The organism is Winogradskyella undariae, from assembly GCF_013285155.1.
Classification (GTDB): domain Bacteria; phylum Bacteroidota; class Bacteroidia; order Flavobacteriales; family Flavobacteriaceae; genus Winogradskyella; species Winogradskyella undariae.
Window position 1 is genome coordinate 1 of the sequence record NZ_JABTEL010000003.1, and the last position, 16,736, is coordinate 16,736.

Genomic DNA, 16,736 nt, shown 5'->3' on the forward strand with positions numbered 1-16,736 from the left:
TTACCTGAAGTCTTACTATGGCAACATATAAAACAGCGTGCTTATGGTGTTCAGTTTCATAGGCAAGTACCAATGCTAAATTACATTGTAGATTTTTATTGCCATGAAATAGGGTTGGTGATTGAAATTGATGGCGATAGCCATGAGCATCGTTTTAGATATGATACCAAACGGCAAAGTGAACTAGAGGCTTATGATGTTACTTTTTTAAGGTTTTCTAATTAGGAGGTTAAAAAGAATATGTTTAGTGTGTTGTTGGTTATAGAAGAGAAAATAAAAGAATTAACCGAGTAGGTTTTAAAACACCCCTAAAGAGCTACACTTGCAACCTTCAAAACAAAATATATTTTGTTTCTCGTTTATCTTCAAGGGGACAATCCTCACCAAGAAGTATAAGTGTAAAGAATTAAATTTATTTTCCCAATTCCCAATCAATAAACCCTATGAATATTCTATTTTCCATTATCAAATGTCCCCTTGAGGGGACTTTAGGGGTGTTGAAAAGAAGAGTGATAAATTAGTACAATGGAAAACAAAATAATACCATACAATCCAGAGTTAAAAGAACGCGCTAGACAACATCAATAAACCCTATGAATATTCTATTTTCCTTTATCAAATGTCCCCTTGAGGGGACTTTAAGGGTGTAAAAGAGAATTGGTATTATCTTCTAATTTTTTTAATTTTTTCTTTTAATTCTTGAACTGATAGTGTAATGTTTTTTTTTCGATGAACCATTCTATGACAATTAGCACATAGTACAGCTAAATCTGTTTTCGGGTTAGTTTCAATTTCTATTCCTTTGTTTTCAGATAATGGTTGGATGTGATGTACTTCTATAAATCCTTTTCCCCAATCTCCATAGAAATCCTGAAAGTTGAACCCACAAGCAACACATTCTAATCCATGAATTTTTATAGCTTCATTTTTAATGGAAGGCTGTCTTTCATATTTATTTATAGTAGCTACTTTTATACCTCCTTCTGTTTTTCCTGTTTTATATTCAGATTCGCTTTCTTGAATACTAATAAGATCATCAAAAATTTGCTTGTAGTCTTTTGCTTTTAAATCAGAGTATATTTTAATAATATCCCAAACCTGATCTTCTGTTTTGTCAATTAAATCATCAAAAATAATTTGAGATTCTTTCCCTAATGGATTTGGTTTTTATTGTCTGATAACCATCCAATGCGTTGAGAATTTGGCAAGTGACTATCAAATGCGTCACGTGCATTTTTTAAACTGCGTTCAAAAGCTAAAACTGTTCTACCTCTATTTAATTTCTCATAGAAAATTCTATAAGCGTTATTCCATTTATCAACCTTAAGGCGAGATGGTGGAGAAGGATAATTTTCGTTGTTATTTACTTCTCCAAACTTTGAAAAATAAAAACTTACCTCTAGAAACTCTTTGCTTCTCTTTTGCGATTTATTGTAGGATTTCATTATTGGTTAAAAACTTGTGATACCTATCCTAGAGACATGACTAGCATATTTATTACCTAACATATCAATTATTTCTTTATTTAAAGAAAAAAGAGGGTCTCCTAATCTTGAGTCTTGCGGTGTTGTGCCTATGACAAAATTTAAATCAAGACATATTTGAACAGGTGAATTTTCATAATAAAAAGTGCAACCTCCTATATGATAGCTGCTTTCTATACGGCCTCTAGTATTAACATCCTTAGTGAAATCTATTTCTGGGATTAAAACGCCTAATATGTATTTATTAGCTCTATCTTTTTTTTGAGAATAATCACAAGCAGAACTAAATTCAATAGCAATAAATTTAGAATCCTTTTTTATTTTCTTAATTAATTCAGTTTTATTATCCTTAATTGCCAAAACTCTTATTATCCATTCATCGAGATTTGTAATACCAAATGTTTGAATTAATTTATTGTTTTTTTTATCTAAATTAAGAACAACACCTCTGTCATCTTTTTGTATTCTTTCATAGTCAATATGAAATATTGTATTTAGTTTCTGTGAAATTGCGATACAAGGAAATTTTACATCACCAAATTTCATAGCATTAGTTAAAGTCGGAATTAATTTTTCTTTGTTAATTTTAGGGCTTGAATTTATTATTTCATTGTTCATAATCTGAATTAAACCGTCATAAATACCCTTTTCGGGTTTTTCTTTTGCGTAATCAAACCCAATAGTTGTAATGGCTATTTTAGAAAGAACTTTATCTATATTTTCAAAATATAAAACTGTATCTCCCCATTTTTCATCCTTAGGGATAATGGAATGTAATTTGTCTATCGTTTTTGATCCGGCTATTCTCGCTTTTTCTTCAAAATCAAAATAGAATTTAATTTTATCATCTTCAAAAATGGTAGATAATTTTTCTAATATATTATCATTATTAATTTCAGATTTATCGAGTTCTCCTATAAAAAATGGAGAAGCTGTGTCTGAAAAACCTCTTGTAGGATCTTGCATGTATTCTATAAAAGCTTGGATGACTTTTTTGTTTTTAGTCCAAAATATTAATGCATATGGACCATTTTCCTTAGAAATATATTGGTTAATAGCAATCGCTAAATCATTAAATACAGCAGTGTTTAATTGGATTAGGTCTTTTTGAGTATCTGCGATACTATTTACTCTACTTGTAGTTAGGTTTAGGTCAAAAAAAGCTAGTCTAATTCCGTTTAAGGGAGTGTTGTATTCTATTTCATATTCAAAAGGTCTACAGCCAACACCTGTACTTAAAAATGCTTTTGTAAGAGTTTCTAATTCAGATTTATCATCATCAACGATGATTATTTTATTTTGAGGTGTAATCATTTTTTTTATTGATTTTTTGGAAAAACTAATACAATACATGCTCCTGTATATGCTGGCGGTAGATCTAAATCTGCAACATCTGGAAACAATAATTTGCCTCCTGTCATTTTCATTACTAAATCAGCAAAATATAAGCCTAGTCCCATTCCGCCTTCTTCTTTGTTTGTTTTGAAAGCTTGTGTTAAATATTCAGGTTCCATCGAGAATCCATTTCCATTATCAGCTATAATGATTGATGGAGCGTCGTATGTTGCTATGTCAGTACCTATAAATATAGCAGGTTGATATGTGCTACCTTTTAAATCTCGTTTTGCAGTTGTCCAATAAATACTATTATCTATTAAATTTGAAACAGCACTAATTATCAAATTAGTAGGTCCTTTAAATTTGAAATCTGGCAGTTCTCCTGTTAAAACGGGAGAAGAAAAGACAATTTCGTGGTAATTAAATCTGTTGTCATTTCTTCTTTTAGAAATCTCTATGATTGTCTTAGCTGTTGAATTTGATTTTTTGTTTTTTCGTAATAGTGGAGATAGACTCTCCATAATTTGCAGAAGACTTGAAACTCTATCTTTAATTTCGATAATATTAATTTTATCAGTTTGTAAGTCTGAATTAATATATTTCATTTCTCTTTCTATTTCATGAAAAGCTATTCCAAGATTTAATCCTGTCATCCCAGAATTAATCATAATATCACGCATTTCATTATAATCCTTGCCTACTTTTTTCAATAAAGGATCAAGTTCTTTGTCAAGATTTTTTTCTTTTAATTTTTCTTCTAATTCTCTAATAGTATCTCCAAAGCCAATTTTTTTAATAGGTTTTAATTCCTCTAAAAATTCATCTATTTTTTCTTTATCCTGTAAAGCATTTTTTTCAAAAAAACTAAAAATAGACTTAACTATTATTTGAAACTTATCGTAAGTGATATTCTCAATTAAACCTTCTCTATTAGTTTTTTCTACTAAACCATTAACGCTTGAAGCTAAATCTAATTCAATAACGCCAATTGTAACTTTCTTTCCAAAATGAGAACCAGCATGCTGAATTTTGTCATAATCTAAGTTTAACCAATCATCATTGGATTCTCCGTAATTATAAACTCGTATATTATCTCTAAAAATCTTAACACCTTTATTGTCACTTATGTAGTTTTTAACAGCTTGTAATTGACCCGGGAAATGACCTTCTAGTATTGCTCTATTTTGATTAAAAACATAAAAACGACCTTGGATATTGCCAATTCCTTTTAGATCAGAATTCTGGAGATATTTCTTGTACAATGGTTTTCCTTCCGCGTCAAGACCATCTATATCTTTAAATGATTCGCCAATTAGTAGCAAAGGATTTTTTTTCTCAGATTGTTTTTCATCTTTTTCTATGTTAATGTTTTTGTGAGGATTGAATTTATAACTCCAATTAAAATTCGCAAAAGGGTACTGCTTTTCATCTTTTTTAGATAAATCTAAATTGAAATCAAATTGGTACAAACTATTTTCAAGAATTTCTTTTGGTGTTTTTATACTTTCAATCCATTCTTTATGCCAGTCGTTGCAAGTTATTTCAATAGAAAAATCTGATGATTCTTGAAAAGGGTTTTTAATATTGTCTATTTTACGAACCAGTTCTCTAAAACTTTTTTTAGTCCAGTTTTTAGTTGTTAGATCGCTTAATGTAATCCTTGTTCCTTGACCTTTTTCAAAGTTTATGTTTGCTACGGTTTCAACTTCAACTTCTAACTCTTGTATGAATTCTTTAGAGTTTATCAGTTTAGGCCAGTTGATTTCTAGTCTGTTAGAGAACATTTGACCAGATTCTTGAGTTTCTAGTTCAATTATCTTTGCTAGCTTATGCACAGCAAGTCTGCCTACACCTTTGTTTCCAAATGACACTCGGTTATATTTATTACTAACTTTTCTGTTTTTACCTCTTTTGAAATCAGTACCAATGGTGAGCCAAACATTTTCTATTGTTTGTGCGGACATACCATGACCATCATCTTCAATTATTATTTGTTGAGATTCCGTATTTAGGTCAATAAATTGGACTTTGACTTTATCGGCATCTGCATCGTAGGCATTTTTTACAAGCTCAAAAATAGCCAAGCTATCACTTCCAATTAATTCCTCTCCTAAAAGACTTAGAATATGGCTTTTCGCTTTAATGCGATGTTTCTTTTTGTTTACCATAATTGTTCTTTAATTTTATTTGCAATCTCATTCGCCATCAAAGGAGGAACTGCATTTCCAATTTGTCTAAATGCAGCACTTCTACCACCTTCAAAAAAGAAATTGTCTGGAAAAGATTGGACTCTTGCAGCTTCTCTAACTGATAAAGATCTTATTTGTTTATTGTCTGGATAGATATAATGGTGACCATCCTTTGCTATGTGAGCAACCATTGTGTGTGATAGACCATTAATGTCAACAACTTTGTATCTGTCAACAAATGATTTTTCATTTTTATGTGTTTTAAGTTCAGTCGGTAAATCAGGATATTTTAATCGTTCTGATTTTTTCAACCACTTGTTTATTGCAATTTTGTATATATTTAAATCTCTTTCATTGTGAGGTCTAGCTATATGTTGCGTTACAAAGTCAACTCCATTTCTTAATTTAAATTTTTCAAGATATGCTGTTGTAGGTTTAGCATAATTTGTGACATTTTTTTGGTCTCCAGGTTTTAGTTTTTTTAAATCAGATAGAATTTGACTTATAGTAAATTTCTCGTTGAGTTTGTCAAATTTTGGGTATTTAAAATCTGTGCCTTTTTGCCAACCTATTAAAATAATCCGTCTTCTTTTTTGTAAAACTCCAAAATGCTCTGATTTTTGAATAGTATAATCTAATTCATATCCTATACGTTTAAAATATGCTTGCATATTTTTAAAATAACTTCCTTTTTCAGCAGTTATTAAGCCCATTACATTTTCAAATACAAAGACTTTAGGATTGTATTTTTTTAAAAATTTAGCGTATTCTTTATACAGGAAGTTTCGAGGGTCATTTTTCATACCATCTTTATCTCTTGCTCTTCCAACGAGAGAATAGGCTTGACAAGGAGGTCCACCAATAATTAAGTCTACTTTATTACCTTTATTCAGCTTATCAATTTTGTCGAAAATGATTTTATTGTTATCTCCTCCAATTGGAATGTTTATAACAGAATTGGAAAGTTCAGTTGAACCATAGTTTTTCAAAAAATCCTCACGACTCATTTTCTCTGAAATGTAATCGTAATAATTTTGTGTTCTATTTTCAGATTTTAACTTATGATAGACTAATCTAGTTTCTAAAGTTTCACAAGCTTTTTTGTCAATTTCAACATGTGCAATTGGAGTAAATCCAGCTTTAATAAAACCTTCAGAAAGTCCTCCTGCTCCTGAAAACAAATCTATAAACGTATATTTATTTTTCATCGTCAAACTCTTTGTCATTAAAAAATGTTGCAAAGTTTGTTCCTAGACCATGGATTATTCTGTCTAAAACCCTCACGGTTACATTTCGTTTTCCCGTTTCTACACCAGTCATGTAGGTTCTATCAACATCGGCCTTGTGGGCCAAAGCTTCTTGCGATAATTTTTGAGCTTTTCTAAGCGTTAGGATACGCTTACCGATTTTTTTATTAATACTCATGTAATTTGAAAAAAAATATAAATCAAATTTAATCTGATGTTGTATTTATTACAACGGACTATGAGTCACTTTTTGGTAAAGTTTAGTTTTATTAATTTAGTAAAAAAATGGAGTAGTAGGCCTTGTCTTTGCGATATTCTAATTCATTTAAGCAGCAAACGAGCATGATGTATTATATTAAAAGAAGTATGAGTAATTTCTTTTAATATAATACATCATTAATGTTTATTTGCGTTAAGGATAGTAGTGGAAAGCCCACAGTGAGGAATGAACGAGGACTTGCAACGAATAGCCTGACCCTTTTTCGGGTAACGCCCAAACTCTAAAATTAATGCGCCTCCAACCAATTCAAACCAGTATCCACCTCAACATCAAGCGGCACATCCAATTTAAAAGCACCTTCCATTTCCGTTTTAATTAAGGTGGTGAGTTCTTCGAGTTCTGGTTTGTAGATATCGAAGACCAATTCATCATGCACTTGTAGGAGCATTTTAGATTTATAATTACCAGCTTCAAGCTTGTTGTAAATATTAATCATGGCAATTTTAATAATATCAGCAGCAGATCCTTGTATCGGTGCGTTTACAGCATTTCGCTCTGCAGCTCCTCTAACCACAGCGTTACGAGAGTTGATATCTTTTAAATAACGACGACGCCCTAAAACGGTAGATACATAGCCATGATCGCGAGCAAAATCGACTTGCTTACTCATGTAGGCTTTTAATTTTGGGTAGGTTTCGTAATAAGTGTCAATAAGTTCTTTGGCTTCGCCACGCGATAAATCGGTTTGGTTACTTAATCCGAAGGCAGAAACCCCATAGATGATTCCGAAATTGACGGTTTTGGCATTACTACGTTGTTCTCTGGTCACTTCTTCTAAAGGCACATTAAATACTTTGGAAGCGGTAGAAGCATGAATATCTTCACCGTTTTTAAAGGCTTCAATCATGGTTTCTTCTTCACTTAAGGCGGCAATGATTCGTAATTCTATTTGCGAATAATCGGCAGCAAGTAAGGTGTACTCTTCATTTCTTGGTACAAAGGCTTTTCGCACTTGGCGACCACGTTCGGTACGAATTGGGATGTTCTGTAAATTAGGATTGTTACTACTTAAACGCCCTGTAGCTGCAACGGTTTGCATATAATCTGTGTGTACGCGCCCTGTTGTTGGTTCTATCTGTAATGGTAAGGCGTCTACATAAGTACTTTTTAACTTGGCGAGACCTCTGTAGTCTAAAACATTCTGAATAATTTTGTGTTCTTTAGCTAAGTAACTTAATACGTCTTCTGCAGTAGAATATTGGCCTGTTTTAGTTTTCTTAGGTTTGTCTACTAATTTCATGTTTTCAAAAAGGACAATTCCTAATTGTTTAGGTGAAGCAATATTGAATTCTTCACCCGCAGCGGCATAAATTTCTTGTTCTAGATTTAGAATGTCGTTATTAAGCGCATCCGAAAGTGAGTTTAAGAAGTCCTTATCGAGATTAATACCTTCTAATTCCATCGCTGCTAAAACACGAAGTAAGGGGATTTCAATCTCATCGAATAATTTCTGCGTATTAGCTTCTCCTAATTCTGTTGTAAAATGTTCTTTTAACTGTAAAGTAATATCAGCATCTTCAACAGCGTATTCCGTTAGTTTTTCTAACGAAACATCGCGCATAGAGAGTTGATTCTTTCCTTTTTTACCAATCAGTTCTGTAATAGAAATAGGTGTATAGTTTAAATACGTTTCGGCTAGGATATCCATATTATGTCGCATATCTGCATTAATTAAATAATGCGCTAGCATGGTATCAAATAATTTACCTTTAACTTGTAGGTTGTATTTGGCTAAAACTTTAATGTCGTATTTTAAATTCTGACCAATTTTTTCAATGGTTTCGGCTTCAAAAAAGGGTCTAAAAGTTTCTATAAGATTTTGCGCTTCTGCTCGGTCTTCAGGGAAGGGAACGTAATATCCTTTTCCGGTTTCCCATGAAAATGAAATCCCAACCAATTCTGCTGTTAAGGCATCTAAACCGGTAGTTTCTGTATCAAAACATACAGAGGTTTGACTCATTAAATTCTTTACAAAAAGCTTTGTTGCCATACCAGGCGCTACACTTTGGTAAAAATGAGAAGTATTTTCTGCTGTTTTACGTATAAACTCAGATACGATTTCTGTTGCAGAAGGTTCGCCGCCACCAAATAAGGAGAACTGACCAGCTCCTGCAGATTTTTCTTCAGTCGGTGTGGTTTTAGGGGCTTCTTTTTTATCGGAAGTAGCAGTTGCAGCTTTAGTTGCTTCTACTGAAAAAGTCTTGGTAAAATTATCAATTAAACGTCTAAATTCTAATTCTTGAAAAATTTCTGTCACTTTAGGAATATCTGGTTCAGACATTTCAAAATCGGCAGCATCAAATTCTACAGGAACATCAAGCATAATAGTAGCCAATTTTTTAGATAATAATCCAAGTTCTTGGTTGGCTTCAATTTTCTCTTTCATCTTCCCTTTTAATTCATGCGAATTTGCAAAAAGGTTTTCCATACTACCATAAGCAGCTAAAAATTTCTTAGCCGTTTTTTCCCCAACACCAGGTAGTCCAGGAATATTATCAGAAGCATCTCCCATCATTCCTAAAAAGTCAATGACTTGAAGTGGATCGGTAACTTCAAATTTCTTTTGTACTTCGGGGATTCCCCAAGTTTCGTAACCACCACCAAAAACAGGGCGGTACATAAATATGTTTTCAGAAACGAGTTGTGCAAAATCCTTATCTGGAGTCACCATAAAGGTTTTGTAACCTTCCTTTTCTGCTTTTTTAGCAAGGGTTCCTATAACATCATCGGCTTCAAAACCTTCTTTTACCATTATTGGGATATGCATGGCTTTTAGAATTTCGTAGATATGAGGCACCGCTGTTTTTATACCTTCAGGTGTTTCATCTCTGTTGGCTTTGTAAGCTTCAAACATTTCTACACGATCAGCACTTCCGCCTTTATCAAAACATACCGCTAAATGATCTGGTCGCTCACGTTTTATAACATCTAAAAGTGAATTCATAAATCCCATAATAGCAGAGGTATCTTCTCCTTTAGAATTGATTCTAGGGTTTTTTATAAAAGCGTAGTAGCCTCTAAAGATTAAAGCATAGGCATCTACTAAAAATAGGCGTTTTTGATCTGACATATAGAAGTTTAATTTGAAATTGGATGTCTCCTTAAGCATTACTGAGATGAAAATATAGTTTCATTGAAAACACCTAACCCTAACTTACAAAAGGTTTATAGGTAACGGAATTTTAAAAATCAAATTCTTAAAACTACGTTTGCAATCTTCAATTCAAAATATATTTTTAATCTCTACCATACTCGAACAGACAGGAGCTTCAAAACTACGAAAAAGTTATCAGACCTATAGGTTTTTTGAGTGCTTCACTTTCATTAATTTGAAAAGATAATTCATGAAAATAAGGTTTAATATTAAGAAGCGGTATTTAATAGGTTTTAGTTTATTTCGGACTTTATAGATACTCCGTACATAGTCCGTATGCAGTCCGTAGTTGTTTTTTTGTGTTTTTAAACTTGAAGAGTTCTTTTTATTAAGATTCTATATTATCAATTTTTAGATAAAAAAAAAGCCGAAACGTAAGTTTCGACTTTCTTATAAATGATTAATAGCGTAATGTTTGGAGGCTTAACAGGTTTTTATAGTCTTAACTTTAATTTGAAGACTCTTTCTGTAAGCTTTAATACTGATAATTTCGTTACTTTTCTTACGATTTATTTTTAAAACTTTAGCTTTCACTTCAGCAGAAACACTAGCACTTGTAGCTTCTGAAGTTTCAGATTTAATTGTTTTAGCGGTTTCAACAACTTCAGTTTCATTGTTAACAATAACGTCTTGTTGAGCGAATCCTGTAAAAGACATTGTTAAAAAGAATAAGATGATTAAACCGTTTTTCATAATAGTAAGAGGTTATATTTGTTTAACTTCAAGTCAAAGAAACGTAACATTCTGAGTGTAGTTATAATTTTTAGATAAAAACAATCGATAAACGGTTAAAAGGAAATTGCTCGTAAAAAAACACGTTGAAATACATGGTTTCTATTGTTAGCCCTTTTAAAACGTTAGTTTCTAAGATGAACACAATCATTTTTAAGTTTAAAAACACCTTTTTATAAATCGTATCGATGAAATACATAAATTAAGATTGAAGTACGTATAAATAGCTTTTAATTATGAAAGATTTTAATAATAACCCTTATTTTGAAGTGTTCTCAAAGCAGCATCAAAATCAGTATGCAATTGGAAACCAAAGTTATAAAACCCGTATTGAAACTTTAAATAAACTTCAATATGCTATTGAAGTCACTTACAGAACAGAAATTCAAGATGCTTTACATAAAGATTTAGGGAAGCCAGTATTAGAAACCGAGCTTACAGAGATCTATGCTATTATAGGTGATATAAAATATGCTAAAAAGCATTTGCACCAATGGATGCGAAAACAAAACGTAGAAACACCAATGTCTTTATTGGGGTCTAATTCTTATATAAAGTATGAGCCAAAAGGGGTTTGTTTAATTATTTCGCCATGGAATTTTCCTTTTAATCTTACATTTGGACCGCTAGTCTCAGCAATTGCAGCAGGAAATACTGTAATTATAAAACCTTCGGAGATGACGCCAAATGCATCAGATTTGATGTCTAAAATTGTTGCTGCAATCTTTTCTGAAGATGAAGTTGCAGTAGTGCAAGGTGAAGTTGAGGTATCTACTCAATTATTAAAATTACCATTTAATCATATCTTTTTTACCGGTTCTCCAAACGTTGGGAAGATCGTTATGAAAGCTGCATCTCAACATTTAGCATCCGTAACTTTAGAGTTAGGAGGGAAGTCACCAACGATAATAGATAAAACGGCGAATATTGATAAAGCAGCTAAGAAAATAATGTGGGCTAAGTTTTTAAACACAGGTCAAATCTGTGTGTCTCCAGATTATGTTTTAATAGATGAAAGTATTAAATCTCAATTTATAACAGCTTGTAAGAAATGGATAGATGCTTTTTATAAGGACAATCCACAAGTATCTGAATCTTATGGTAGAATAGTTACAGATAAGCATTTTGAGCGTTTAAATTCTTATTTGGAAAATGCAAAAGCATTAAATGCGAAGTTTGAAGTTGGTGGCAATACCGATAGCGCTTCAAAATATATAGCACCGACTATAATTTCAGATTTAAAACCTGAAGCTAAACTATTAGAGGAAGAAATTTTTGGTCCTATATTACCAATTGTAACTTATAACAGTTTGGATATTGCGATTGCTTATATCAACTCAAAACCACAACCATTAGCACTCTATATTTATAGCAAGAGTAAAACTAACACGAATAAAATTATAAATAATACCAGAGCAGGCGGAACTTGTATTAATAATAGTGTGCTGCATTATGCCAATCACGAGTTACCTTTTGGTGGTGTTAACAATAGCGGAATTGGTAAGAGTCATGGGTTTCATGGATTTAAATCTTTTAGCAATGAACGTGCTATAATGAAACAAAATACTTTTGGTGTAACTGAATTGTTATTCCCTCCTTATACAGGGTTTAAGGAAAAGCTAACAAGGTTGACTATTAAATGGTTCTAGTCTTTGTTAGTTAAGCTAGATTAAAATTGCTCTTAAGGATTACAAATACTTAAGAGCAATTTTTTTATTCAAGATGTTTTATTAGAATAAAAATTCAACTAGTACGTAACACCTTGTTTATCCAAAATTGTTTTAGCTCTAAAAGCATAAAATAATAAATAAGCAAAACAAGCTACAGCCATCCAATATGAGGATTGAATGGTAAAGACATCTGCTAACTTCCCTTGTAATGGTGGAATAATAGCTCCTCCTAAAATCATCATAATTAAAAAAGCAGAACCTTGAGAGGTGTATTTTCCTAAACCAGCAATGCTTAAGGTGAAAATACATGGCCACATTATAGAACAACATAATCCACCAGATAAGAAAGCGAATAAAGCAATGTTTCCAGAAGAAAACAGTCCTATTAGCATGGCTAATACACCCAATGTGCTAAATGTTTTTAAAGTCTTAACAGGGTTGTCTTTTGCGAATAAAAAGCCGCCAATTTGTACGGCTATACAAATTCCGAAAAAGAGAATTTCATTAATTGTAAAACTGTATTTGACTAAGTTGGCTAAAATGATAACGCCAAAAGCTACATATGGAACTATAATTAAAAGGACTTTCTTCAAGCCTTTACTTGGGTTAAAAACAGTAATAGCGCCAACCCATCTTCCTATCATAAGTCCACCCCAATAAAGAGAAATATACTTTCCTAATTCCGAATCATTTAAAACAGGTAGACCAAGGGAGTTTAATCCTGTGTCTTCAAAACTTTGTTTTAAAAGTTCACCAAGGTTACTTCCTGTAGTAACTTCTACACCAACATAGGTAAATATAGCGAGCATCCCTAAAACGAGTTGTGGGTATTTCATAGCGCCCCAACCTTCTGGATTTTTAGAGGCTCTTGTGTTAGCTATAAAAACGGTAGCTATAACAGCAAAAAGGGCAATGAATAAAATAAGTAATCGTGTGTGTTCTAACGCATCAGTCGCCACTGTGTCACCAGCATAAGTGCTAAAAATATAACCAAAACAACTAATGATGACTAAAGTTAATAAAAGTAATAAGTTTCTAGCTTTATTAGCGGGTTCAAAAGCGGTATCAGATTTTAATGCCGGAAGTTTTTTTGAAAAATGAAACAGGCCTGCGGCGATTAAAAATAAGGCGCCAACGCACATGTATAAAACCTGAACGGTTACTAATGTGATTTCATTCGAATTAATTTTTTCGGCCAATTGATCTGTAGACCAAGAAGCCGTACCAAAAATGGCTAGACTGACAACGATAGGTCCTATGGTTGTTCCAAAAGAGTTAATACCGCCTGTTAAGTTTAAGCGATGAGATCCTGTTTTTGGGTCACCAAGTGCTACAGTAAAAGGATTAGCAGCGGTTTGTTGTAATGAAAATCCAAGAGCAACAATAAAGAAGGCGATAAGTACCAAATAGAAAACTCCGGTTTGTCCTTGTTCTGCTCCTGCAGTAACAGGAAACATAACAAAGGCACCAATGGCAGAAAGAAGTAAACCGTAAACAATACCATTTTTATAGCCCCAGTTATTTAAGATGTCTCGTTTTATGGCACTCGACATAACAAAAAGAGAAAGTGCACCAATGTAATAAGCGCCGTAAAAAGCAAAATCTACCAACTGTGACTGAAACTGATCAATATTAAAATAAGTTTTACAAAAAGGAATAAAAACACTGTTTGATGCAGCTATAAATCCCCAGAAAAAGAAAACCGTACATAGGGTGGCTAATGCCGATTTGTTATTTTGATTATCACTCATTTTATAAAATTGTTAGTTTAGTGTATTTGTGGTTTAGAAATAAAATTCAAAAAATTGAATTGAAATTTACGAATTAAACCTTTAACAGTTTCATAAGATAAGTCATTTTTGAGATACTTAATTTTGTCAATTCAAATAAACAAGATGATTCGTTGGATACTTTTTGCTCTATTATTTTTGATATTAACGGTTTATGGTTTTCAAGCTATAAGAACAGTTACTAAACAAACTTGGGTTTATTACCTGTTTTTTGCTGTTGCCATTGTAGTGGTAGGTAATTTTATTTTTCAATTTACTTCGGGCAATGAAGGACGCGTATTAACGCCACCTAAAAGTTTTGCATTCGGGTTTTTATTGACTTTCATGGCTTTCAATATAGTACTTATTCCATTTTTGTTTGGCGAAGATATTATTAGAGGAATTATAGGGCTTTATGATAAAGTGGTGGTTAGGAAAGATGAATTTCATTTACCATCGCGTCGTAAATTTGTGAGTCAGGTGGCTTTAGGTTTAGCTGCCATACCATTTGGTTCGCTTTTGTATGGCATGTATAAAGGGAAATATAATTTTAGAGTCCTTAACTATACGTTACATTTTAATGATTTACCCGAGGCTTTTCATGGTTATAGAATTACTCAGATTAGTGATATACATTCAGGGAGTTTTGATGATAAAAGTAAGATTGAATATGCTATAGATCTTATAAATGAACAAGAGTCTGATGTGTTGTTATTTACCGGTGATATGGTGAATAATAAAGCGTCTGAAATGCTGCCTTGGAAAGATACCTTTGGAAGATTAAAGGCTAAAGACGGTAAGTTTTCTGTTTTAGGAAATCACGATTATGGTGATTATGTCGATTGGAATTCACCTGAAGCGAAACATCAAAATCTTGAAGATTTAAAAGCGATTCAAAAAGAAATTGGCTTTGATTTATTGTTGAATGAAAGTCGATATCTCGAAAAAGACGGACAACGATTAGCGCTAGTAGGTGTTGAAAATTGGGGTAAAGGAGGTTTTAAAAAAGCTGGAGATTTAACTAAAGCCGCATCAGAAATACAGTCTGATGATTTTAAAATATTAATGAGTCACGATCCAAGTCATTGGGAAGCTAAAGTACTCAATGATCCTTATCATTACCATTTAACGTTGAGCGGTCACACGCATGGAATGCAATTTGGAATAGAAATTCCGGGTTGGATTAAATGGAGTCCTGCGAAATGGCGTTATAAACATTGGGCTGGTATTTATACTGAGTTAAATCAACATATTAATGTTAATAGAGGGTTTGGGTATTTAGGATATCCTGGACGTGTTGGTATTTGGCCAGAAATCACCGTGATTGAGCTCAAAAAAGGACCGAAAAACGCTTAATTGTAAAGAATTGCTTACTTTTATATAAAGGATACTGTAACTTATAGCTGTTTATTAAGCTCAGTCTACAGTATCAATTTAACTAAAACCATAACGTATGTCGAAATTTGGAGAATTAATAGATGGTCAAATTCCTGTTCTTTTAGACTTTTACACGGAAGGGAATGTTGAATCTTCAGCTATGCATCCTATACTTAGAGATGTGGCGGCTGTATTAGGAGATAAAGTTAGAGTCATTAAAATTGATATTAATAAAAACATGGAACTTACTGAAGCACTTCGTGTTAAAAACTTGCCTACTCTAGTTATATATAAAGATGGAGAAATGAAATGGAGGCATAGTGGTGTTCAAAATGCGAATGCTATAATAGATGTTATTCAAGAATATATCTAAATAGCACTTTATCATTCCTGAGAAATCATGAGTCCACATTAAAAGAGCCCCTTCCCTCCAAGCGGTTTCTAGTCATAAATAAATCCTCTTTTTTTGCTAAATGAAAAACAATTAAAAAACTCCAGACACTTATTCCTATCAAAAGAGAAACTCCGCACTTTTGTCATTCTTGCGAAAGCAGGAATCCAATAAAATAATATCATTTATTTAATAACCAGTATAGCTGTTTTAAACCAGATCAATAAATGGTTAACAGATAAACTATAGATGTTATATGGTTAGTGTATGCATAGTGTATGGTTTGTATTAAACATAGGTTAATACTCTAATGACTTAATTTAAATACAAATCACAAAGTAAATCATAATTTAAAAAGTCGAATTTTGTAGAAATGTTGACTGATTTCTTTTAGGAGAACTGCTGTTTTCCTGCTTAACCTTAAGTCTTTTAAGAGGTAATAGCTTTGAAACAATACCCTCTCTTACTATAATACTCCAAAACCCTTGGGAGTACATATTTTAAATTTCGTGAAGCTTTAACGCTATCATGTAAAACAATAATGCTGCCTTGTTTTGCTGTTGAAGTAATGTTTTTAAGACAGGTTTCTTCGGAAACAGATTTGTCCCAATCGAAGGGTAAGACTTCCCATAAAACAATTTTATAGCCTAATTTCCTAATCTGTTTACTTTGCTTTGGCTTGAACTTTCCGTAAGGAGGTCTAAATAATTTTAAATTAGAAGGATTAGATTCTAATTTATTAATTACAATTTTAGCTTTGTTAGAGTTGATTAAAAGTTGTGTTTTTTCAACATCTTCTAGGTAATGTTCCGTTTTACTTTTCCAACCTTTTAAATGATTGTAAGTGTGGTTTCCAACGCTATGACCCTCTTTTATAACCTTCTGAAAAATATCAGGATGCTTTTCTATATTATTTCCTATACAAAAGAAGGTGGCCTTTGCCTTGTATGTTTTTAATTGAGAAAGTACCCAGTCTGTAATTTCAGGAGTTGGGCCGTCATCAAAAGTTAAATAGAGTTCTTTATGAAGCGTGTTGATATTCCAGGTAAAATTAGGTAACAATGTTTTTACAATGTTGGGTATTTTAACTGGAATAATCTTCATG

At 32.3% G+C, this 16,736-nt stretch carries 14 protein-coding genes; 4 read left to right on the forward strand and 10 right to left on the reverse strand.

The features are described 5' to 3' along the window. A partial coding sequence (locus HSX10_RS04565; RefSeq protein ID WP_254453198.1) for an endonuclease domain-containing protein occupies positions 1-225 on the forward strand: 225 nt, incomplete at its 5' end. A gap of 438 nt (positions 226-663) precedes the next feature. Here HSX10_RS04565 and HSX10_RS18865 read toward each other — a convergent pair. The 8 genes from HSX10_RS18865 to HSX10_RS04605 all read right to left on the reverse strand — a co-directional run bounded on the left by HSX10_RS18865 (position 664) and on the right by HSX10_RS04605 (position 10,385). After that, complete coding sequence (locus HSX10_RS18865; protein ID WP_173587391.1) at positions 664-1,137, reverse strand: HNH endonuclease; 474 nt, start codon at positions 1,135-1,137, stop codon at positions 664-666. 14 nt (positions 1,138-1,151) lie between these two features. Next, on the reverse strand, positions 1,152-1,445 hold the full coding sequence (locus HSX10_RS04575; RefSeq protein WP_173587035.1) for a hypothetical protein: 294 nt from the start codon (positions 1,443-1,445) through the stop codon (positions 1,152-1,154). Between the two features lie 6 nt (positions 1,446-1,451). Then, the gene (locus HSX10_RS04580) at positions 1,452-2,798 is read right to left on the reverse strand and encodes a hypothetical protein (RefSeq protein WP_173587036.1); all 1,347 of its coding nucleotides are present in this window, start codon (positions 2,796-2,798) and stop codon (positions 1,452-1,454) included. A 5-nt stretch (positions 2,799-2,803) separates the two neighbouring features. Further along, a complete protein-coding gene (locus tag HSX10_RS04585) occupies positions 2,804-4,990 on the reverse strand; it encodes an ATP-binding protein (RefSeq protein ID WP_173587037.1) in 2,187 nt (728 codons plus the stop codon). Beyond that, the gene (locus HSX10_RS04590; protein ID WP_173587038.1) at positions 4,984-6,219 is read right to left on the reverse strand and encodes a DNA cytosine methyltransferase; all 1,236 of its coding nucleotides are present in this window, start codon (positions 6,217-6,219) and stop codon (positions 4,984-4,986) included. Before HSX10_RS04590 ends, HSX10_RS04585 begins: the two co-directional genes overlap by 7 nt. Further along, a complete protein-coding gene (locus HSX10_RS04595; RefSeq protein WP_173587039.1) occupies positions 6,209-6,436 on the reverse strand; it encodes a helix-turn-helix domain-containing protein in 228 nt (75 codons plus the stop codon). Before HSX10_RS04595 ends, HSX10_RS04590 begins: the two co-directional genes overlap by 11 nt. Before the next feature lie 328 nt (positions 6,437-6,764). Next, positions 6,765-9,608: a DNA polymerase I gene (gene polA, locus HSX10_RS04600; protein WP_173587040.1), complete on the reverse strand. Its 2,844-nt coding sequence runs from the start codon at positions 9,606-9,608 to the stop codon at positions 6,765-6,767. Positions 9,609-10,115: 507 nt separating this feature from the next. Then, the gene (locus tag HSX10_RS04605) at positions 10,116-10,385 is read right to left on the reverse strand and encodes a hypothetical protein (protein WP_173587041.1); all 270 of its coding nucleotides are present in this window, start codon (positions 10,383-10,385) and stop codon (positions 10,116-10,118) included. A gap of 275 nt (positions 10,386-10,660) precedes the next feature. Between HSX10_RS04605 and HSX10_RS04610 the strand changes: the two genes are divergently transcribed. After that, positions 10,661-12,073 carry an aldehyde dehydrogenase family protein gene (locus HSX10_RS04610; protein ID WP_173587042.1) on the forward strand — a complete coding sequence of 471 codons (1,413 nt, stop codon included), beginning with the start codon at positions 10,661-10,663 and terminating at the stop codon, positions 12,071-12,073. 98 nt (positions 12,074-12,171) lie between these two features. Here HSX10_RS04610 and HSX10_RS04615 read toward each other — a convergent pair whose 3' ends face one another. Next, positions 12,172-13,845 carry an MFS transporter gene (locus tag HSX10_RS04615; protein WP_173587043.1) on the reverse strand — a complete coding sequence of 558 codons (1,674 nt, stop codon included), beginning with the start codon at positions 13,843-13,845 and terminating at the stop codon, positions 12,172-12,174. 144 nt (positions 13,846-13,989) lie between these two features. On the opposite strand from HSX10_RS04615, the gene HSX10_RS04620 reads away from it, so the two are divergent. After that, positions 13,990-15,219 carry a metallophosphoesterase gene (locus tag HSX10_RS04620; RefSeq protein WP_173587044.1) on the forward strand — a complete coding sequence of 410 codons (1,230 nt, stop codon included), beginning with the start codon at positions 13,990-13,992 and terminating at the stop codon, positions 15,217-15,219. A 97-nt stretch (positions 15,220-15,316) separates the two neighbouring features. Further along, a complete protein-coding gene (locus HSX10_RS04625) occupies positions 15,317-15,613 on the forward strand; it encodes a thioredoxin family protein (protein ID WP_173587045.1) in 297 nt (98 codons plus the stop codon). Between the two features lie 447 nt (positions 15,614-16,060). On the opposite strand, the gene HSX10_RS04630 is transcribed toward HSX10_RS04625, so the two are convergent. Continuing rightward, positions 16,061-16,735: a polysaccharide deacetylase family protein gene (locus HSX10_RS04630; RefSeq protein WP_173587046.1), complete on the reverse strand. Its 675-nt coding sequence runs from the start codon at positions 16,733-16,735 to the stop codon at positions 16,061-16,063. Between the last annotated feature and the right edge of the window lies 1 nt (position 16,736).